General features: G+C 68.9%; 16 protein-coding genes and 1 pseudogene. 5 read left to right on the forward strand and 12 right to left on the reverse strand.

Translation table 11 applies throughout. The annotated features are described in order from the left end of the window. Positions 1–30 precede the first annotated feature (30 nt). The 6 genes from PFX91_RS07780 to PFX91_RS07805 all read right to left on the reverse strand — a co-directional run bounded on the left by PFX91_RS07780 (position 31) and on the right by PFX91_RS07805 (position 7,889). Positions 31–1,095 (reverse strand): ArsO family NAD(P)H-dependent flavin-containing monooxygenase, encoded by a 1,065-nt coding sequence (locus tag PFX91_RS07780; RefSeq protein ID WP_285730531.1) that lies wholly within the window; start codon positions 1,093–1,095, stop codon positions 31–33. Between the two features lie 43 nt (positions 1,096–1,138). Next, complete coding sequence (gene mug, locus PFX91_RS07785; RefSeq protein WP_352231642.1) at positions 1,139–1,681, reverse strand: G/U mismatch-specific DNA glycosylase; 543 nt, start codon at positions 1,679–1,681, stop codon at positions 1,139–1,141. Positions 1,682–1,822: 141 nt separating this feature from the next. Further along, positions 1,823–2,752 (reverse strand): universal stress protein, encoded by a 930-nt coding sequence (locus tag PFX91_RS07790; RefSeq protein ID WP_285730533.1) that lies wholly within the window; start codon positions 2,750–2,752, stop codon positions 1,823–1,825. Positions 2,753–3,141: 389 nt separating this feature from the next. Then, positions 3,142–4,062 carry a ketopantoate reductase family protein gene (locus tag PFX91_RS07795; RefSeq protein WP_285730534.1) on the reverse strand — a complete coding sequence of 307 codons (921 nt, stop codon included), beginning with the start codon at positions 4,060–4,062 and terminating at the stop codon, positions 3,142–3,144. Positions 4,063–4,555: 493 nt separating this feature from the next. Next, positions 4,556–5,752, reverse strand: coding sequence for an aminotransferase class V-fold PLP-dependent enzyme (locus PFX91_RS07800; RefSeq protein ID WP_285730535.1), 1,197 nt, complete (start codon positions 5,750–5,752; stop codon positions 4,556–4,558). Between the two features lie 295 nt (positions 5,753–6,047). Further along, entirely contained in the window at positions 6,048–7,889 is a 1,842-nt protein-coding gene (locus PFX91_RS07805; protein WP_285730536.1) for a CPBP family glutamic-type intramembrane protease, read from the reverse strand. A gap of 119 nt (positions 7,890–8,008) precedes the next feature. Here PFX91_RS07805 and PFX91_RS07810 point away from each other — a divergent pair, with 119 nt between their 5' ends. Beyond that, a complete protein-coding gene (locus tag PFX91_RS07810) occupies positions 8,009–8,758 on the forward strand; it encodes a TetR/AcrR family transcriptional regulator (protein WP_285730537.1) in 750 nt (249 codons plus the stop codon). 105 nt (positions 8,759–8,863) lie between these two features. Here PFX91_RS07810 and argG read toward each other — a convergent pair whose 3' ends face one another. Further along, a complete protein-coding gene (argG, locus tag PFX91_RS07815; protein WP_285730538.1) occupies positions 8,864–10,309 on the reverse strand; it encodes an argininosuccinate synthase in 1,446 nt (481 codons plus the stop codon). 435 nt (positions 10,310–10,744) lie between these two features. On the opposite strand from argG, the gene PFX91_RS07820 reads away from it, so the two are divergent. After that, positions 10,745–11,923, forward strand: a complete 1,179-nt coding sequence (locus PFX91_RS07820; protein ID WP_285730777.1) for an anhydro-N-acetylmuramic acid kinase — start codon at positions 10,745–10,747, stop codon at positions 11,921–11,923. Between the two features lie 33 nt (positions 11,924–11,956). Further along, positions 11,957–13,462 (forward strand): sodium:solute symporter, encoded by a 1,506-nt coding sequence (locus tag PFX91_RS07825; protein ID WP_285730540.1) that lies wholly within the window; start codon positions 11,957–11,959, stop codon positions 13,460–13,462. Positions 13,463–13,530: 68 nt separating this feature from the next. On the opposite strand, the gene PFX91_RS07830 is transcribed toward PFX91_RS07825, so the two are convergent. The 3 genes and pseudogenes from PFX91_RS07830 to PFX91_RS07840 all read right to left on the reverse strand — a co-directional run. Then, positions 13,531–14,013, reverse strand: a complete 483-nt coding sequence (locus PFX91_RS07830; RefSeq protein ID WP_285730541.1) for a VOC family protein — start codon at positions 14,011–14,013, stop codon at positions 13,531–13,533. Positions 14,014–14,146: 133 nt separating this feature from the next. Continuing rightward, a complete protein-coding gene (locus PFX91_RS07835; RefSeq protein WP_285730542.1) occupies positions 14,147–14,740 on the reverse strand; it encodes an exonuclease/endonuclease/phosphatase family protein in 594 nt (197 codons plus the stop codon). Positions 14,741–14,790: 50 nt separating this feature from the next. Next, positions 14,791–15,000: pseudogene (locus PFX91_RS07840) on the reverse strand (WhiB family transcriptional regulator); the annotation flags it as partial. A 227-nt stretch (positions 15,001–15,227) separates the two neighbouring features. Here PFX91_RS07840 and PFX91_RS07845 point away from each other — a divergent pair. Both PFX91_RS07845 and PFX91_RS07850 read left to right on the forward strand, forming a co-directional pair. Beyond that, entirely contained in the window at positions 15,228–16,520 is a 1,293-nt protein-coding gene (locus PFX91_RS07845; RefSeq protein ID WP_502888280.1) for an IS701 family transposase, read from the forward strand. 66 nt (positions 16,521–16,586) lie between these two features. Beyond that, positions 16,587–17,780 carry an IS701 family transposase gene (locus PFX91_RS07850; RefSeq protein WP_502888275.1) on the forward strand — a complete coding sequence of 398 codons (1,194 nt, stop codon included), beginning with the start codon at positions 16,587–16,589 and terminating at the stop codon, positions 17,778–17,780. Between the two features lie 121 nt (positions 17,781–17,901). Here PFX91_RS07850 and PFX91_RS07855 read toward each other — a convergent pair whose 3' ends face one another. Then, positions 17,902–18,936, reverse strand: coding sequence for an IS630 family transposase (locus tag PFX91_RS07855; protein WP_285730783.1), 1,035 nt, complete (start codon positions 18,934–18,936; stop codon positions 17,902–17,904). Positions 18,937–19,067: 131 nt separating this feature from the next. Next, a complete protein-coding gene (locus PFX91_RS07860) occupies positions 19,068–19,631 on the reverse strand; it encodes a CG0192-related protein (RefSeq protein ID WP_285730543.1) in 564 nt (187 codons plus the stop codon). Positions 19,632–20,162 lie beyond the last annotated feature (531 nt).

A 20,162-nucleotide genomic window follows, 5' to 3' on the forward strand; every position in this document is an offset into this window, starting at 1 on the left:
CGTGCCGAAGACCACGGTGTACCACGGGCCCTACCTTCGGTGGGCGAGGGAGTCGGTGATCTGGGCGACCGTGGCCTTGGCCGTGCGTCCGACGCCGATGAGGGTGGCCGAGGCCAGGCCGGTCCAGTCGCCGTAGCCCAGCAGGAACAGGCGTGGTTCGTCGACCGCCCGGGTGCCCTCCAACGCGATCCGACCATGATCGTCCCGGAGTTCCAGCGGGGCGAGGTGGTCCAGGGCGGGACGGAAGCCGGTGCACCACAGGATCGTGTCGCAGTCCATGCGGGAGCCGTCCGCCCAGGCCACACCGGTGCGTGTGAGCCGCTCGAACATCGGTTCGGTCTTGAGCGCGCCTCGTTCGCGGGCCTCGCGCACGGGCGGCACCACCGCGATGTCGCCCAGGTCGCCGATACCCGGTGGGACGCGGGCACCGCTCTGTTCGGCCCGTTGACGGCGGGTGGCGATGTCGAACAGGGCGCGGCCGTCCAGGTGGTCGGGGAGGAACCGGGGAGGACGTCGAACGGCCCAGGTGGTCTGGGCGACCTTGGAGAGCTCGGCGAGGATCTGGGCCGCGGAGTTCCCTCCGCCCACGACCACCACCCGCTGCCCGGCGAACTCCTCCGGAGAGCGGTAGTCCACGGTGTGCAGTTGCCCGCCCTGGAACAGGTCGCGGCCGGGGACGTCGGGCACGTGGGGGGCACGCCAGGTTCCGGTGGCGCTGATGACGTATCCGGCCGTCCAGGTGCCCTTCCGTGAGAGCACCCGTAGCGTTTCGTCGGCGCGTTCGACTCGGTCGACGTGGACGGGGCGGCGCACCGGTAGTCCGTAACGGCGCTCGTACTGGCTCAGGTACCAGGTCACGTGCCGTGCGCCGGGGTACTCGTGCCCTTCCTCAGCGGGCATCCACCAGCCGGGCAGCATGCTGTGCTCGGCGGGAGAGAACAGCCGCAGCGAGTCCCAGTACTCCGCCCACGACCCGCCCGGCCCTTCCCTGCCGTCCAGGATCACGAAGTCGAGACCGGCCCGTCGAAGGTAGTACCCGGCGGCCAGACCGGCCTGACCGCCGCCGATCACCACCACGTCGTGCACGTGCTCCACGTCGCGGTCTCCCTTCGTCCGCCCCGGCCCCTCCCGGAGGGGTTCACGGGGTCGAGGAACGGTCGGGGAGTCCGGCGGCCCGTCGGAGGCGCGCGAACTCCTCGGCCATGGGCCCCATCTGCCAGTGCGCGTTCCTACCGCTGGGGTTGGGCAACAACCACACCCGTGTGCCCCCGATCCGCATGGTCTGAGGCCCCACGGCCGCACCGCGGTCGTCGAAGGCCTCCCGGTAGACGGTGACGCCCAGGACCGCCAGCCAACGAGGACGCCACCGCAGTACCTTACGACGCAGTTCCCGGCCGCCCTCCACGATCTCCGGCCGACTCAGCCCGCTCGCCTGCGCGGTGGTCCGGGCGACGACGTTGGTGATCCCCAGGCCGAGACCGAGGAGTACGTCCTCCTGCTCGGGGCGCAGTCGGTGCGGGGTGAAGCCGGACCTGTGCAGCGCGGGCCAAAAACGGGTGCCCGGATTGGCGAAGTGGTGTCCGACGGCTCCCGAGATCAGGCCGGGGTTGATCCCGCAGAAGAGGACGTCGAGGCCTTCCGCCAGGATGTCGGGGACCACCTTGTCCCGCGCCGCCTCCAGCTCCTCCCTGCTCGGACGGGGCGTCCTCCCCGACGCTCTCGGCGAGAGGCGTTCGTCTGCGGAGTCCACGGATCTCCTTTCGGAAGGTGCGCGGTCGACGGCGCGGTGACCGCGATGTCGGCGGGGACGGTCTCGCCGTGCTCAGTCCTCCTCCGAGCCCCGGGGCAGAACCGCGACGGGGATGGTCGCGGTGTGCAGCAGACCCTGGGTGACCGACCCCAACAGCAGGCCGCTGACACCGCCCCGGCCACGCGACCCGACCACGATCAGGTCGGCTTGACCGCCCGCCTCCACCAAGGCGTCCACCGGATCGTTCCCGGTACGCACGACGGTGATGTCCACGTCCTCGACGGTGTCGTCCATGAGCTCGGCGAGGATCCCCGACACCATCTCCTCGGAGTGACGGTCCAGCAGGTCGTCGGGCGGCGACGCCCAGCCCTCGGCGGTCGTCGACCGGGCGGCGAAGGTCGGAGGGGTCCGCCAACTGTGCACCGCCACGACCGAGGAGCCCCCGCGGGAGGCGGCCCGGCTCAGGGCGAAACGCAGTGCACGCCGGGAGTCCACCGAACCGTCCACACCCACCACGATCCGTTCCGGGCCCGTGTGCGAGATCGGTCCTTCCTGTCGGTGGGGGACGACCACGACCGGGCAGATCGCCTTGGAGGCCAGGCGCGTCCCCGCCGAGCCGGCCAGCGCCGAACGTACCGGTCCCAGTCCGCGCGAACCGACGACCACCATGTCCCCGTGGTCTATGCGGCGCAGCAGGGCCGAAGGAGGTTCCTCCAAGGCCAGTTCCGTCTCCACCTCCAGTTCGGGGTGGGAGGAGCGCACGTGTCGGGTGGCGTCGTCCAGGAGTTCGCGCCCCTGGGCGGACATCTCCTCGGTCGGGGGGAAGCGGGTGGCACCGGCGTACCTCGACATCACCAGTGGCATGGACAGGGCGTGCACGATGTACAGAGGCAGGCCCGTACGCGCCGCCTCCGTGGCGCCCCACTCCAAGGCGCGGTGCGCCGACTCCGAACCGTCGACGCCCACCACCACCTTGGGGGAGGGGATCTGCTGGTCGGCCATGTGTTCCCACCTTTCTCGGCATCGGTTCCGGGCACGCTGCGGAGGCGGCGGGGCCGTGCGCCACCCGTCGGTGGTGCGGGCTCGGTCTCCGCGTACCCGCAGGGCTCGGCCGCCTCTTCGCCATTACCCGGATGCCAGGACGATATCCACCAGCTACCACCGTGTCCACGGACACCGGAGCACCGAGGACGGGCCCGCGGGCCCACCGGTCGCAGGTGTGCGCTCTCTCGGCGCCAGGATGCGGTGGGGGCGATGATCTTGCTCCCAGCGTCACTTTCCACGGCCCATAGTGACGCTGGGGCCACTGTCGTCACGCAGGGTCAGGGGACACCTGCCACGCCACCCACTTCGCTTCATGCTCAGACCACGCACCCCTTGGAATCACTCATCTAGTCGCGCCCGGCCTCGTACACGCACAGGTGGGTGTAGGCCAGGGAGAACAGGGGTGTGGGCACGCCCAGTTCTCGACCCCGGGCGACGAGGTCGCCGATGACGTGCTCGGCCTCCACGGGGTTGCCATGGGTCAGGTCCCAGTACAGGGACGTGGTGGTCGCGGCCGTGGTGGTGGCGACGAGGGCGTTGGCCCGCTCCCGAGCCTCCTGGTCGGGGGGAAACCCCGAGGCGGTCGCCACGGCGATGGCCTCCTCGAACATCCCGGAGGTGAACTCCTGTCCTCCGGGGGCGCTGTTGACGCGTCCGATGGGGGCGCGCATCAGGCAGGTGCACGCTCCCAAGGTCGCCAGGAACACCCACTTGTTCCACAGCTGCTGCCGGATGTCGGTGACCGCCGTGGCCTGGTAGGTCCCGGTGTCCAGTGCGGCGCGCACGTCCTCCAGGGCGAGGACGGGACTCTCGCCCACCGGGCCGAAGATCAGCTCGCCCATCGTGCCGATCTCGACGATCTCACCCTCGGCGCCCAACCGTGTCATCACCATGGCGACCCCGCCGTAGACCCGTTCGGCGCCGAAGCGGTCGACCAGGAGATCGATGTGGCGCATGCCGTTGAGGAAGGGCAGTACCACGGTGCGCGGACCCACGGCCGGGGTCAGGTCCTTCAGCGCGGCGTCGAACCCGTACGACTTCACGGTGACGAGGATCAGGTCGTAGCCTGCCTCCAACTGGTCGGCGGTGAGGGCCGACACCGGTACCGCATGGGAGCGTCCGTCCACGTCGCGGACGACCAGACCGCGCTCACGCAGCGATTCGGCGCGGGCGGGACGCACGAGGAAGTCGACGTTGAGGCCGGCCCGGGCCAGGTGTGCGCCGAAATAGCCGCCGACGGCTCCGGCTCCCACGACGAGGATCTTCATGTCTCTCCCACTCGGTAGTGCGTGAACAGTGCACAAGGTAGGGCCATGGGATCTGTGGTGACAAGGGCGCCGCGGGGCCGTCGCCCCGGGTGCCCCTGTCACCACGAGGACGTATCGGGTGTGGGTTCGCACGTCCCGGGTCGGGCTCGTAGGGCGCCACGTCGCCTTGGAGGTGGCCCGCCAGGGCGCTCCGTGCTCTTTGCGTCCCCGCCCGTAGGGGCGCATCGTCCCGGCCCGGGGCGGGGCCTCGGTGTCCACACCGGGGCGGAGCGGGGTTCTCAGAGGGCCTGTCCCGGTGTCGGAACATGGAGTTCACCCCAGGTCATGACCTCTTCGGTCTTCGGACGTCGCGCGACCTCCACGAGCGCGCCCCGCCTCTGGGGGCGGGGCGCGCATTCACCAGGAGCGCCGGGGCGGACGATCCGGCGCGGTACGACGCGCTCACGGTGGGACCGACTTTCCGGCTCCGGCGAGGAGAACACGGCTCGTCCCGTCATCCGGCGGGTGTCTTTCCGTCCAGGATGTCCTGGACGAACTCCACTGTGGTGTCCACCTGCTCGGGCGCGACGAAGTAGTGAGGGGAGGCTCGGACGACCTCTTCCAGCCCGCGGCGCGACATGTCGATCAGCGTCGACGGGGCCCGGCTCACGGTCACCGTGACGTTTCTTCGTCGCAGGAGACTCATCACCTCGGAAGCCGGGGTCCCCTCCACACTGAAGGAGACGATCCCCGAATGCCGTTCCCCCAGGTCGTGCACCTGTACGCCCCGGATCTGCGAGAGACCGTCGCGGAGCCGACCGCTGATGTTCTGGACGGCCGAGTGGATCTCGCGCATCCCCAGTTCCTGGATGTATCGTCCGGCCGCCACGAGGCCCAGCCGGTCCGCGACACTGTGCTCCCAGAGTTCGAACGACCTGGCGTCGTCGCGCAGGGCCACGCGGTCCTGGGTGATCCACGATCCGCCCCTGAGGTCGACGTTGTCCCTGATCAGGTTGTGCAGGGTGGACCTTTTGGCGTAGAGGAAACCGGTTCCGCGAGGGCCGCGCACCCATTTGCGGCCGGTCCCCGTCATGAAGTCGACCTCCAGGTCGTCCGCTCGACAGGGGACCTGGCCGACGGACTGACAGGCGTCCAAAAGGACGTAGGCGCCGACCTCGTGTGCCGCCCTGGCCACCTCCCGTGCCGAGGTGAGCAGACCGCCGTTGGTCGGTGCGTGCACGAGGGAGACGAGTCTGACGCGTTCGTCGAGCAAGCGGTCGAGAGCCGGCAGGGAGACGTCACCCGAAGGGAGTGAGGGAACGATGTCCACGCTCGCCCCGACGGACTCCGCCCTGCGCAGGATCGGGATGGCGTTACCCGCGTACTCGACCTCGGTGATCAGGATGCGGTCGCCCTCGGTCAGCGGGATGGCCTGGAACACGGAGAGCCAGGACCTCGTGGCGCTGTCGCTGAACGCGATCTCCTCGGGGGCGCATCCCAACAGGTCGGCGAAGACGGAGTAGCCGCTCTCCACCTCCTCGGCCTTCTCCTGGGCGGCCCGGTATCCCCCGACCTTCGCCTCTCGGCGAAGGTGGTCGACGACGGTGTCGACCACCTGCCTGGGTGGAAGAGACGAACCCGCGCTGTCCAGGAAGATGTGGTCCCCCTGACATCCGGGGGTGTCGGATGCGGCTGACGCGACGTCGATCATTTTCTGTTCTTCCTTCCGGCTCTGTTCGTCCTGCTGGGGTGGGCGGAGCATCTGCCTTCAGGGTTTCACCCCCGTTCCTTCGGGGGAACGATGGCGAGATCCCTCCGCACATGTGCGTTCGCGTCCGATGAGGGGGAGGCGCTCTGAGGTCTTCGTCGGTTCCGGCCATCCCGTTCCCCGAGCGGGGTGGAGGGCTCGGGCGCGTTCGCGGCATGCCCGCGGGCTCGACCGCGCCATGAGGCTCCGTGATCCCGCGGTCGCCCACCACGGTGGACGGTGGGCTCGGATGGCGGTCTCAGGAGGGGCGATCCTTCGGAGCCGGTTCGACGGGGAACGTTCGGGCGTAGCGTTCGGCCAGGGTGTGGAAGGCCGCCTTGGGCTCCCAGTGGCCGTCGTCGGGGGAGAGCCCCGACTCCAGCGAGGGCGGACGCACGATCCCGAAGGAGGCCATGTCACAGTCCCGGGTGGGGTCGGGGGAGTAACGGCAGTCACCCTCGATGAACATGCACACGAACGCCCCGTGCACGTCCTCGGTCTCGAACACGTCCAAAAGCTCGTCGATGTAGTCGGCCTGCACACGCTCGTCGCGCACGTACCCGCCCCTGACGCGTCGGTCGTCCAGGTCGCTCCAGTCCAGGACGTCCGCCCCCGCGCCGCCCTTTTCGCGGGCGCCCTGGTAGGAGCAGCAGCCGAACTCGGTGACCACGATCGGCCTGCCGTGGGCGCGGAGCCCACGCAGCCCTTGGCGGTAGCGGCCACGGGTGGAGGCGTCCAGGTAGTAGTCGACGCCGACGACGTCGAACGGCTCCCAGTCCACGGTCTCCCAGGTACCCGAACCGTAGGTGAGCGGGCCGTGGAAGCGGGCACGGGCGGTGCCCGTCAGTTTCCGTAGCAGTCGGTCGAGGCGTGCGTTGAACAGGGGGAGCAGAGGAAAGAGCAGTCCCAGGGCCCGGGTGCGCCGTGAGAAGTCGCGGCCGGGCAGGATTCCGCTGACGAAGAGGCTGAGCTCGCACCCGACGTTGAGGCCGACCCGTTCGGGGTGTTCCCGGCGTAACCGTTCGGCCGCCTGGGCGGTCCGGTCCAGGAGGGACACGAGTTCCGTGGGGGCCGCGTCGACCGACCGGGGTTGCAACCACACGAACAGTCCCCGCTCCAGGGCCAGACGGGCCGCTTCCGTCAACCTCGCCGGGTCCTGGCCGAACACGGTCACCGCGGTGCAGTGCAGGTCCTCACCGATCACCCTCATCTCCTCGTCCACCACCTCGGTCCGCCACCGCTCACGGGTGTGCTGGCCGGGCGCGTACGTGGAACCGACGTCGTACAGGATCCCCTTCTGGACGAGTTCGCGGCGAGGCCTGGGCGCGGGGTGGGCGGACAGGTCGGAGCCGGTGCCGGGGAGGCGGGGGCCGAGGAGGTGCACGGCCCAGAGCACGACCGGCACCGGCGCGAAGGACAGCAGGGCCTCCCACGGCCCGGGTGCGCCGGTCGACCCGAGGTCGATTCCCTCGCTCAGGAGGCCCACGGCGGTCAGGGCGGCGCGGGCTGCGACGGCCGTCCAGACCTCGCCGGTGGTGGTCCGCAGAACGCCGGCGAAGACGCCCAGGAGGAACAGTCCGGCCATGTCTTCGGAGGAGCGGCCGACCAGGGCGGCCGAGACCGTGAACAGGGCGGCTTGGGCCAGGACGAGCGTCCACCGGGAAAGACTCCGTCCCAGGAGGTGGAGCACATAACCCCGAAAGACCAGTTCCTCGGGGAGCACATGGGCCACCAACAGCAACGGCACCATGACGGCGGCGGTCGCCATGGCCTGTGCGAGCACGTCCTTGTCGACGTCGGCCCCGCCCAGGGCCAGGGAGGAGCCGAGCGTGACGGCGAGCGCGGCGGTCAGCGGACCCGCCCAGGCCGGAGAGGCGGTGGTGAGCACGAGGGTGCGCATCGGTCGGCGGTCCAGGAAACGGCACGCCGCCCAGAGCAGAGCCGTCACCGGCCCCAAGGTGAGCAGGCCCCGCGTCAACAAGGCCCAGGGTGAACCGGGGGCTTCGGCCGCATCGGGCGGTGAGCCGGTGGCGAGGGAGGCGAGCAGGCCCACGAGAGTGACGGACGCGGCCATAAGCAGGGCACGGCCGAGGTGGGACATGCCAGGAGCGGGCGGGTGGTCGGGCGGGCGATCGGGCATGGGCCTTTTTCCGACGTAAACTCCGTACGGCGTTCGATCTTACTTCGAACAACGTACGGAGTTCTAGGGAGGGGACGACGGTGGTCCGCGCGCACGACCCCGAGGCCACGCTCGCTCTGCTGTGGGACGGGCCGACACGGCCTCGACGCGGCCCACGGCACAACCTCACCGTGGAGGAGATCGTGGACGCGGCCACCCGTGTCGCGGAGGAGGAGGGGGTCGGTGCGCTGTCCATGCGCGGGGTCGCCTCCCTGCTCGGCGTGGGCGCGGCCACCCTTTACACTTACGTCCCCGGCAAGGCCGCGTTGCTGGCGCTGATGGTGGACACGATGATCGGTCGGGCACCCCTGCCGCACACCCGTCCGGGGACCTGGCGGGAGAAGGTCCGGTCCTGGGCGCACGAGGACCTGCGTTCCTACCGCGAACACCCCTGGTTGATCGAGCTCACCGCCACCGGGCAGCCGGTCGGGCCCCACGCCTTCGCCTGGACCGACTCCGCGCTCAGGATCTTCGAGGACACCGGATTGACCGCTCACGAGGCGCTCACCGTCGTGGAGACCGTGGAGGGGTACATCCGAGGGCACGCCGCCAAGGTGGTCCGGGCCGACCGGTCCCGGGAACGGACGACCCCCGACGGTCGGACGTGGAACACGGTCCAGGAGGCCTTCCTGGTCACACGTGCGGGCGAGGCGGGCCGTTACCAAGCCATCGAACGTCTGGACACGGACGGCCCCGACCCCGAGGAGGTCTTCGCCCAGGGGCTGGAGTGGCTGCTGGACGGCGTCGAGTCCCGTGTGCGTACCGCCTCGGAGCCGGGGAAGTCACACTGACGGCCACGACCGCCTCCGGAAGGTGTGCCCCCGGAGACGGTCGTGCGTGATGCGGAGCGAGACGGACGGGGGCGGTCCCGGTCGGCGCGGCCGCCCCGAGCCCGCTCAGTCGTTGCCGGACTCGATGGCGGCCTGGTCGAGCAGGTCGCTCTCCGCGGCCTGGCCACGGGAGGCGATCGTCTCGGCTCCGCCCTCGGGCATCGAGCCGATCAGGCCGGTCGAGGCCGCCTGTGCGGCGCCGGTCGTGATCTGCCGGTCGCTGCCGACCATGCCGAGCCTGGAGTACTCCTCCAGCTTGGACCGGGAGTCGGCGATGTCGAGGTTGCGCATGGTCAGCTGGCCGATGCGGTCGTTCGGCCCGAACGCGGAGTCCTCCGTGCGCTCCATGGACAGCTTGTCCGGGTGGTAGCTGAACGCCGGTCCGGAGGTGTCCATGATGGAGTAGTCGTCACCGCGCCGCAGTCGCAGGGTCACCTCGCCGGTGATCGCCGTGCCCACCCAGCGCTGTAGGGCCTCGCGCATCATCAACGCCTGCGGTTCCAACCACCGGCCCTCGTACATCAACCTGCCGAGCCGCCGGCCGTCGTCGTGGTAATTGGCGAGGGTGTCCTCGTTGTGGATGGCGTTGACCAGTCGCTCGTAGGCCGCGTGCAGCAGCGCCATGCCCGGTGCCTCGTAGATGCCCCGGCTCTTGGCCTCGATGACCCGGTTCTCGATCTGGTCCGACATGCCCATGCCGTGACGGCCGCCGATGGCGTTGGCCTCCATCACCAGGTCCACGGCGGAGGGGAAGGTCTTGCCGTTGATGGTGACCGGCCGGCCCTGCTCGAAGCCGATCGTGACGTCCTCGGGGGTGATCTCCACCTCGGGGTCCCAGAACCGTACGCCCATGATGGGCTCGACGAGTTCGATGCCGACGTCGAGGTGTTCGAGCGCCTTGGCCTCGTGCGTGGCGCCCCAGATGTTGGCGTCGGTGGAGTAGGCCTTCTCCGTGCTGTCCCGGTAGGGCAGGTCGTGGGCGAGCAGCCACTCCGACATCTCCTTGCGGCCGCCGAGCTCGTTGACGAACTCGGCGTCCAACCACGGCTTGTAGATGCGCAGGGCGGGGTTGGCGAGGAGGCCATAGCGGTAGAACCGCTCGATGTCGTTGCCCTTGTAGGTGGACCCGTCTCCCCAGATCTGCACGCCGTCCTCGAGCATGGCGCGTACCAGCAGGGTCCCGGTGACGGCGCGCCCCAGGGGGGTGGTGTTGAAGTAGGTGCGGCCACCGGAGCGGATGTGGAACGCTCCACAGGCCAGGGCCGCGAGCCCCTCCTCCACCAGGGCCTCCCGGCAGTCGACGAGCCGGGCGACCTCCGCGCCGTAGGCGGCGGCGCGGCCGGGCACCGAGGCGATGTCGGGCTCGTCGTACTGGCCGATGTCGGCGGTGTAGGCGCACGGAACGGCGCCCTTGTCGCGCATCCACGCGACCGCCACCGAGGTGTCGAGGCCACCGGAGAAGGCGATTCCGACGCGCTCGCCGACGGGAAGGGAAGTGAGTACCTTGGACATGGCAATAAGTATGCGCCACTATGAATGAGCATGCAATTCGAGGGGCTCTTCGCATGTCCACCGCGGCGGGCGACGTCACCGTGCCGATGCCCGCACCCCCGTCCGGGGCGCGACGCCCTCGGGGCAGTGCTCGGAGGGCCCGACCGCGGCGCCTGGGCGCCTGTCCGACCGCTGGCGTGTTCTCTCCATGGAACGGCCCCCGGTTCAAGGCGCTCCGATGGGTGCGTACGCCAACGAATCACCGACCCCGAAGGAAAGGGGGATTGCGCGGGGCGTCGTGCGCGATGTACGTCTGGTAGTGAGTCGACTACCTGGGGTGTGCATGGTGTCCATGTATGTTCGCACGCGCTTGTGGAGACCGCGGAGGGAAACGAAGGGCCGGTCCTCGCCCTGCCCTCCGGGCGACCGTCCTCACCGGCCTGGGACGGGGACCACGTGATCGTCCTCGGTCTGTCCTCCGGCACCTCCGTGGACGGGATCGACGTCGCCGCCGCGCGCATCGACCTGGACGGCCCCCTGGTGCTCCTGACCCCGCTGGGACACCGCACCGTGCCCTACTCGACACGACTGCGGCGGGCGATCCGCGACGCACTGCCGCCCGGGTCGGTCACGATGGAGGCAGTGTGCCGCCTCGACACCGGCATCGGCCGTGAGTTCGCCGACGCGGCGCGGACCGCGAACGAGGAACTCACTGGAGGGAGGGCCGACCTGGTCGCCTCCCACGGCCAGACCCTGTTCCACTGGGTCGACGGCACGACGGTGCACGGCACCCTACAGATGGGACAGCCCGCGTGGATCGCCGAGGCCACCGGCCTGCCCGTCGTCTCGGACCTGAGGGCGGCCGACGTGGCCGCGGGCGGGCACGGTGCACCCCTGGCCGCTCTTTTCGACACCCTCCTGCTCGATGGGCGGGCGGAACCGGCCGCCGCGCTGAATCTCGGGGGCATGGCCAACGCCACCATCGTGCGGGACGGAGCCCCGCCGCAGGCCTTCGACACAGGACCCGGCAACGCACTGATCGACGCCGCGGTGCGCCGGGTGACCAACGGCCGCGCCGACTTCGACGCGGCCGGGACGCTCGCCCGGTCGGGCAGGATCGACCCCACGCTCTTGGAACACCTGCTCGCCGAGCCGTACTACCGGCTGCCCCCGCCGAAGAGCACCGGACCGGAGCTGTTCGGTCCCGGTCACCTCGACACGGCGTTGAGGCGGGCCGGTACACCCGACGCCGCCGACCTGTTGGCCACCCTGGTCGAACTCACCGCGGTCTCCGTCGCGGACGCGTTGCGCCCCCACGGGGTGGCCGAGGTGTTCGCCTCGGGCGGGGGCGTCCGCAACCTCTTCCTCATGGAGCGCCTCGCCGCACGTCTTCGCCCCGCGCGCCTGGACACCTTCGACGCCCTTGGCCTGGACGGTGAGGCGAAGGAGGCCTATTTGTTCGCCCTGATCGGCTTCCTGACCTGGCACGGGATCCCCGGTTCCGTGCCCGCGTGCACCGGAGCCCGCCGGGCGTCGCCGGCAGGACGCATCACCCCCGGAATCAGACCCCTGCGACTCCCCGCACCGGTGGACGTCCTCCCACGACGCCTGCGCGTGGAGGCTCCGGAGACCTGACCCTCCGCCCACCCCGTTCCAGAGAGGCCCACAGTGCAACCCATCGACCTCGTGGTCATCGCGGCGTACCTGCTGTGCTCGGCATGGCTCGGGCTGCGGCTGTCCGGCCGCCAACGCGACACCAAGGACTATTTCATCGGTGACCGGCGACTGCCCTGGTGGGCGGTGTGCCTGTCGGTGGTGGCCACCGAGACCAGCGCCCTGACCGTGATCAGCATCCCCGGCGTGGCCTACCTCGGCGACGTCACCTTCCTACAGGTCGCGGTCGGCTACATGATCGGTCGCGTGGTCGTCGCCTTCGTGCTGCTGCCCCGGTACTACCGGGGCGAGATGACCACGGCCTACGCCTACCTCGGGCTGCGCTTCGGTCGCGGTATGCAGAGCACGGCCGCGGTCACGTTCCTGTTCACCCGGCTGCTCGCCGACGGGGTGCGCCTGTTCGCGGCGGCCATCCCGATGAAGATCGTCCTGGACGCCTACGGGCTGGAAATGTCCTACTTCGGCATCATCGCCGTGCTCGGCGTGGTGACGGTCCTGTACACCTTCATCGGCGGTATCCGAGCCGTGGTCTGGGTCGACGTGGTCCAGATGGCGCTGTACGTGGTCGGCGGCGTGATCGCGCTGAGTCTGATCGTGAGCAGCCTGGACGTGAACTTCCTGGAGGTCGCGGCGGCGGAGGGCAAGACCCGGTTCGTGGACTTCACGTCCGATCCGATCTCGGCCCCGTACGCGACGGTGACCGCGGTGCTGGGCGGTGCGCTGCTGTCCACGGCCTCCCACGGCGCCGACCAGATCATCGTGCAGCGGCTGTTGGGTTGTCGCAGCCTGCGTGACGCGCAGAAGGCGGTGATCGTCAGCGGCGCCGTGGTGTTCTTGCAGTTCGCCCTCTTCCTCACCGTCGGCCTGGCGCTGTACTCCTACTTCGAGGCCGCCACGATCGAGCAGCTGGGACTGGCCGGCCCCGACGAGCTCTTCCCGGTGTTCATCGTCGAGGGGCTGCCCGCCGGACTGTCGGGCCTGCTTCTGGCCGGGATCATGGCCAGCGCCATGAGCACCCTGTCCTCGTCGTTGGCCGCGCTGTCGTCCTCGACGATGGCGGACCTGTACGAGCGGTTCGTCTCCCGTCCCCTCACCGACGCCCAGGGGCTGCGGCTGGGTCGACTGTTCACCCTCGGCTGGGGACTGGTGTTCATCGGGGCGGCCGTGATGTTCACCGGCACCGACGACCCTGTGGTCGAGCTCGGCCTGTCGGTGGCGAGTCTGACCTACGGTGGACTGCTCGGCGCGTTCTTCCTGGGACTGTGGGTACGCCGGGCGCGTCAGCGGGACGCGATCATCGCCTTCGGCGTCGCGGTGGCGACCATGTCCTGGCTCTTCCTCTTCCAACCCGGGCTCGTCGGGTTCACCTGGTACACGGCCATCGGCACGTCCATCACGCTCGCTCTGGGCGGACTGCTCTCGCTGCGTCGAGAACGGACTTCCGGCGTGGGGGCGGTGGAGGGGGAGCTCTCGGCCGAAGGCGAGCAGGAGCGTGCATGAGAGCCGGTACGGCGTGCCGCCGCCTCCCCTCGTGTCGGACGTGGCGGAAGACGGCGGCACGCGAGGCCCTACACCCGCTCGTCCTCGGCCTCGCACGTCCAACGTTCCCGGTCCTGGTCGGTGACGCGTACCTCACCGCCGAGGGGCTGGGTGATGCGGATGTGGTTACCGAACGGGTCGCGTAGCGCGCAGTCGATGCCGTAGGGCTGTTCGACCACGTCCTGGGTGAACTCCACACCCCTGGCCCTGAGCTTGTCGTAGGTGGCCCGGCAGTCGTCCGTGTTCAGTATGCAGGCCGCTCCCAACGCGCCCTTGGTCACCAGGTCGCGGACCTGCGCCGCGGTCTGCTCGCTGAGCGAGGGCGGGCCTGGAACCTCCAACAGCAGTTGGCGTTGAGGGTCCCCCGGCAGGGCCACGGTCAACCAGCGCATGAAACCCATGTCGACGTCGTTGGTGACCTGGAAGCCGAGTTTGCCGACGTAGAAGTCGAGTGCCTCGTCCTGGTCCAGGACCATGACGGAGGTGATGGCGATATCGGTGGTCGACGCCAACCCCCTGGCGGTCGCGTTGCTGCCAGTCGCGTTCGGCCAACGCCACCAGGCCGGCGCCGTCCTGGTGGCGTCGGGTGTTCGTGGTCGGGTCCCACGGTCCGATCGGTGTGTCCAGGGCACGGGTGTCGGTCACTCACCCGTCGGGGGTCAACCGGCCCTTCTGACGGCGTTTGTGCGCAGGCACCCGGGTGTAGTCACGATCCGGCAGGTGAGGGCCCGAGACGGTGGAGTTGAGGTCGCCGGCGACCACGACCGGGAGGGCGGCGCCGACCTGGGAGGCCAGTGTCTCGGCCTCCATCAGCCTTCGGGTACCGGAGGCGTAGTCGAAGTGCGGCACGATCACCCGCACCGCACAGGAGGGTGAGTCGCGCACCGCCACGGTCCAGGTGTTGCGCTTCCACCGACTGGGGTCGGTGTCGGCGAGGGAGTACTCCACCAGGTCCAAGTGCTGGGTGTTCCACAGCAAGGCGGGCGGGTGGTCGGAGCGTTCGATCTGCCCGACGCTGATCTCGTACCGGACGTTGCACAGCTGCGACAGCAAAGCGGCGGCTTGTCTCTCCGGGCGGCCGCGGGGCATTCGCCACCGGGCCTCGTTGATCGCGATGATGGCGGGCCGGATACCGCGGACCGGCTCCATGATGGAGTTGAGCAGGTGCAGGTTCGTGCCGCTGGCGAGCCTGTCCTTGAGGTTGACCAAGGCCAGGGGCAACTCGTGCGTTCGGGTCATCGGCTTCCTGCCGTCATCACGTTGGTGGTGAGCACCTGGTCTCAGGTGGTGGGGTGGCGGCGTAGCAGAGCACGACGTTCACGTTCGGTCATGCCGCCCCACACACCGAACTGGATCCGGTTCTCCAGTGCTTCTCGCAGGCAGGGCAGGCGCACCGGACAGCCTCGGCATATGCGCTTGGCGCGGTGCTGCTCCGCACCAGAGACGAACAACTCGTCAGGGTCGGTGTCACGGCAGGCAGCACGAGCATCAAGGAACATCGTGTTTTCCATGAGGTTGGGAGGTGCCGGATGTCCTCACACCGGCCCCATCGAGCGTGAGGACACCCCGCGGGAAAAGTACTCCAGTTGTAGATCCGGTTTGTTGTGACCTGGAACCATTTGCCGAAGATGGCAGCACGGCAAGCCGTTGATTTGGGGATTCGCCGGACACACGGACGGCCACCGCGTGATCATCGGTGGTTGTGAAGACAACGAAGAGCCCCGCGGTGGCCGCTGAACTCAGCGTAGCGGCCCAGCGCCGGCCGCACCGGCTGAACGAACTGATCCACACCATCTGCCCCCGCTTGGCCCGCCCTGAGACCCGGCACACCGCCGGCGACCTCCTGCGCGGCCTGCTCGCGCCGCTGGCACGCAAGAACTGCTGGACTTTGGCCGAACACGTCGGCCAGCCCAGCCCCTACCGCTTCCAGCACCTGCTGAGCCGGGCTGCGGTAGACACAGAAGGCCTGATCGCCGACTTGCACGCCTACACCCGCACCCACCTGGGAGACCAGGACGCGGTCCTGGTCGTGGACGAGACCGGCGACCTGAAGAAAGGCACCGCGACCGTCGGTGTCCAACGTCAATACACCGGTACCGCCGGGCGCATCGAGAACGCCCAGGTCGCGGTCTACCTGGCCTACGCGACCCCCGCCGGGCACGCCCTCATCGACCGCCGCCTCTACCTGCCCCGCTCCTGGACCGATGAATCTGGGCGCCTCCAAGCCGCCGGCGTTCCTGCCAGCACCGTCTTCGCCACCAAACCCGAACTGGCCCAGCAGATGGTCACTGCCGCTGTGGCCGCGGGTACACCCGCCCCCTGGGTGACGGCCGACGAAGTCTACGGCCAGCACCAAGGGCTGCGCCAGGCCTTGGAGGAACACCAGATCGGTTACGTGATGGCCGTGCCACGCACCGAGCGCGTTTTGCTGCCGCGCAGACCAGCTACCGTCGCCGAACTGGCGGTGCTCGCGCCCGCCTCCGCCTGGCAACGCCGTTCGGCCGCCGGCGGCGCTAAAGGAGAACGCTTCTACGACTGGATGCTGATCGATGCCGAACTCATCCCTGAGGGATACCGGTGGGTGCTGATGCGACGCCACCGCAGCAGCGGTGAGCTGGCGTTCTACCGGTGCTACGCACCTCAAAAGGTGCCTCTTCAACGCTTGGTGGCCGTTGCCGGACGCCGGTGGGCGGTCGAGGAAGGATTCCAGCAGGGCAAGGGCTTGGCCGGGCTGGACGAACACCAGGTCAGGACGTGGACGTCCTGGCAGCGGCGGAGTCTGTTTTCGATGCTGGCTTATGCGTTCCTGGCGGCTACGGCCGCCATCGAGGGCCACCAGAACCCACCTACGGGCGCTTTGATCGCGTTGACCTGCAACGAGATCGCTCACCTGCTCAATGCCCTGTTCACCACGGAACCCGACATCGAGCATGTGCTGGGCTGGTCGCTGTTCAGACGCTCGCACCAAGCCACCGCACGCCAGTACCACTACCGCGGACAGGCCATCCGAGAACTATGACAAACCGGATCTACAACTGGAGTGTTAGCACGACAGTCGTAGATCGTTGTGTTCTATCCTGTGGTCGTGGTGGATGATGTCTCGACACAGGATGTCGCGGCCTGGCGGGCCGGGTTGGATGAGCTGTTCGACCGCTTGGCCGGGTGCTTTGGTCGGGTGGAGTCGCGCAGGTGGGCCAGGGCGTATCTGACCGGGTTGCTGGCACCGGTGGAACGCAAGAACGGCTGGCAGCTGGCCGAGGCCGCTGGTGCGGACGATCCGACGGGGATCCAGCACTTCGTGGACCGTTCCCGCTGGGACGCCGATGCCGTGCGCGATGCGGTGCGATCCTACGTCGCCCAGGCCCTGGCCGGGCCCCAGGGAGTACTCGTGGTGGATGAGACCGGCTTCGTCAAGAAGGGACGACTTTCCGTCGGGGTCCAGCGCCAGTATTCGGGCACCGCCGGGAGGGTGGAGAACTGCCAGCTCGGTGTGTTCCTGGCCTACGCCGCACCCCAGGGGCGGGCGTTGATCGATCGTGAGCTGTACCTGCCCAGGTCCTGGATTGATGATCCGCACCGGTGCGCACAAGCAGGGATCCCCGACGAGCGCCGCGCCCAAGGGGTGCTGACCAAGCCGCGCCTGGCCGAGGCCATGATCGGTCGTGCACTGGAGGCTGGGGTCCAGGCCGGGTGGGTGGTCGCTGATTCCGCCTACGGCCGTGATGGGAGGTTCCGCGCCTTCTGCGAAGCACGTCGGATGCCCTACGTGGTGGAGGTCCCGGTCAAGCAGACCGTCGCCGACCTGGATGGGCGCCGCCGCGTGGACACCCTCATCGGCCGTGCTCCCGCTGAGGCGTGGCACCGTGTCTCGGCCGGTGAGGGGGTGCGCGGTGAGCGCGTCTACGACTGGGCCTGGGCCACTCTGCCCGCCGTGGAGGAGGTTCCGGCCGGGTTCGTGCGCACTTTGTTGGCCCGGCGCTCGGTCGACGATCCCACCGACATCGCCTACTACCTGTGCTTTCATCCCGACTCCCTTGGGCGGGAGGAGGTCGTGCGGGTGGTCGGGGCCCGGTGGGCGATCGAAGAGTGCTTCCAAGCGGCCAAGAACGAGACCGGCCTGGACCACTACCAGGTTCGCAAGTGGGAGCCGTGGTATCGGCACATCACCATGGCCATGGCAGCCCATGCCTTCCTGGCTGTGACCGCTGCCATGGACCCAAAAGCCCACGCGGGCTGGGTCGCCTCACAGTCGCCGAGATCCGCCGTCTCTTGGCGTTGACCCTGCACCCCGCTCGCACCCTGCAGCGTGCTTTGACCGCTTCTTCCTGGCGCCGCCGCCACCAAACACGCGCACGATACTTCCACCACAAGCGAAGACACAACGATCTACGACTGTCATGCTAAGCGCCTTTCCTGAAGTCCTGCACGTAACCAGCGGGGAACCATGGGCTGGTCCAGGGCGCGGCGGTAGCAAGTAGCTGGTCGGGCGAACGAGCGCGGAAGAAGGCGTGCACCTGCCGTCGTCGCCCGGGCCGGCTCACCGCGGTGTTGGCCACATACGCCTTCAACGCCGCCCAGACGCGTTCGGCCGGGTTGTCGTGCGGGCTGTAGCGCGCCCCGAACCACACGTGCAGGCCCGGGTGGGCGGCCACGAACGCCCGCACCAGACGGGCATGGTGGATGCTGTCGTTGTCGCAGACCACCACGACCGCCGGAGCGGCCGGGAAAGCGGCCACCACCTGCTCCAGCAGGGCCACGAAGTCAGCCGCGCGTCGCCTGCCCAACCGGTACACCCATCGCCCGGTGGTCACCTCCAGCGCCCCCAGCACGGTGATCTGCCGGTTGCGGCCGGGGGTGGGGATGTGCGGGCGGTGTCCGCGCAGTGTCCAGGTCGCGCGCAGGGTGGGCAACAGGTGCAGGTGCGTCTCGTCCTCGACCCAGACGACCGCCCCGGCAGGCAGCAGGCGCATCCGGGCGGCGAGCGCGGCCACGACGGCATCGTGTGCGGGGTCGCCGCGGGCCACGGCTTTGGGGCGGCGCCACACGGCGACCTGGCGCACCCGGCGATACAGGGTGCGCGCGCTCATGCGGGGTCGGCCCAGGTGACGCCGGATGTGGGTGAGGGTCCACGGTCCGGGGCGCTGGAGCAGCGCGGTGATCCGCGCGTACAGCCGTGGGCCGCCTAGGCGGGGACGGCCGGTGCGGGGCCGGTCGGCCAGTCCGGGCAGGCCTTGGTGGTTGTAGCGGGTGATCCAGCGGCGCACGGTGGCGGGGTGGTAGTCCAGCAGCGCGGCGATCTGGGCGGGGGTGAGGCCGTGCAGGGACAGCAGAACCATCACCGCGCGCAGGGCCACTCTCCAGGGGCCTTTGAGTTGGTGGTGCAGGTGGGTGATGTCGCTGGTGGGGGCTTGGGCGAACACGGTGGGCGGGCGCATACTGATCACGACCTCGCCGGGTGGTCAGACGATGGTGCAACTTCGATCCAACCCCTGGCGGGGTCCTTGTCAACACGCGCTCGCTGCCGCGTCCTGGCCTGGGGTTACGCGCAAAACTTCTAAGTAGGCGCTTAGACCAACGCCGCGAGCACCGCTTGCTCGTCGCCCCACTGGGCACGGAGCCGTCGCTTTCCCTCGGGGGCGACGTCCAAGACATGCGGGAGCAGTATCTTCCCGTTCGGAGCCGGTCGGTTGCCGTCATTGGCGGTCCCAGGCTCACTGAAGACGAGAACCTGCTGGGGCCTTCGTTCCAGGAGGCGGCCTTCCTTCCAGACCTCCAGTTCCGCCTGTTCCTGTTCTCCAGTGAGGGCACGCTGGAAACAGGCGACGGCGACCTCGTCCTTGGTGCCGTTGTAGACCCAGCGTGTCCCCAGAGTAGAGTGCTCCATCGTGCCGACGAGGTGGTCTTCGTGACCGTGTAGGGGCTCGCCCCGGTAGGTCAGCGGCACATGGAGCAATCGTGCCCCGCGGCGGAGTAGAAAGGCCTCCACACCGACCTCTCCGTTTGGGTCGTCGAATCTGTACTTGCCCAGGACCTCATCAGACCCCCGCCCCGCCCACGGTTGGCTGTCCAGCCAGGCACTAATCAACGTTAGTTTGCTCGGGGTGACAGTAGCTTTGTGAATGATCGCCATGGGCACCAGTATCCGTCAGAAGTGTTCGAGGAGGAAGCCGACTCCCAACCCAGCCCCGGCATTTCGATTGGAGTACAGGACGTCTGCTCCTTCACCCTTCCTATTTTTCCGGGACCATGCTATTAGTCTCTGTTCGGGACCTTGAGGCGCCTCAACCCTGAGACCAGGGTTGTGGTATCTGGCGTTGCGCTGCACCCAACTGGTTGGCTTTGAGTGTCGACGTTCTGGCGAGAAGTCACACCGTATGGATCCGTGTCGAGCTCTCCTTCCCCCCGCTCCACGGAACCGACCACATACCATCCTCTGAGCCTCTGCGATAGCAGGCCCCTGGGTTGCCGCGAATAGAACCCATCTCAGGATTCCCAGAAGATGCATCCTTTTAATGTCGTCTTCTCGTTGCAGGATGTGACGATGGACCAGAGTCAGCACCAGAAGACCTGACCTCCCTTGCGAGCAGAAAGCTCCACTGTGGCCGGATCCGGCCACTACTTTGGTCCCCGTGTTGCTCTTCGCCTTCCTTCGGGGCAGCCG

Origin of the sequence: Nocardiopsis sp. ATB16-24 (assembly GCF_030271535.1) — a bacterium.
Lineage (GTDB): Bacteria > Actinomycetota > Actinomycetes > Streptosporangiales > Streptosporangiaceae > Nocardiopsis.

Coding starts and splice junctions, on each gene's coding strand:
- PFX91_RS07835 (WP_285730542.1), bottom strand. CDS start 14,740: ATGACCCGAACGCACGAGTTGCCCCTGGCCTTGGTCAACCTCAAGGAC.
- PFX91_RS07795 (WP_285730534.1), bottom strand. CDS start 4,062: ATGAAGATCCTCGTCGTGGGAGCCGGAGCCGTCGGCGGCTATTTCGGC.
- PFX91_RS07860 (WP_285730543.1), bottom strand. CDS start 19,631: ATGGCGATCATTCACAAAGCTACTGTCACCCCGAGCAAACTAACGTTG.
- argG (WP_285730538.1), bottom strand. CDS start 10,309: ATGTCCAAGGTACTCACTTCCCTTCCCGTCGGCGAGCGCGTCGGAATC.
- PFX91_RS07790 (WP_285730533.1), bottom strand. CDS start 2,752: ATGGCCGACCAGCAGATCCCCTCCCCCAAGGTGGTGGTGGGCGTCGAC.
- PFX91_RS07805 (WP_285730536.1), bottom strand. CDS start 7,889: ATGTCCCACCTCGGCCGTGCCCTGCTTATGGCCGCGTCCGTCACTCTC.
- PFX91_RS07855 (WP_285730783.1), bottom strand. CDS start 18,936: ATGCGCCCGCCCACCGTGTTCGCCCAAGCCCCCACCAGCGACATCACC.
- PFX91_RS07800 (WP_285730535.1), bottom strand. CDS start 5,752: ATGATCGACGTCGCGTCAGCCGCATCCGACACCCCCGGATGTCAGGGG.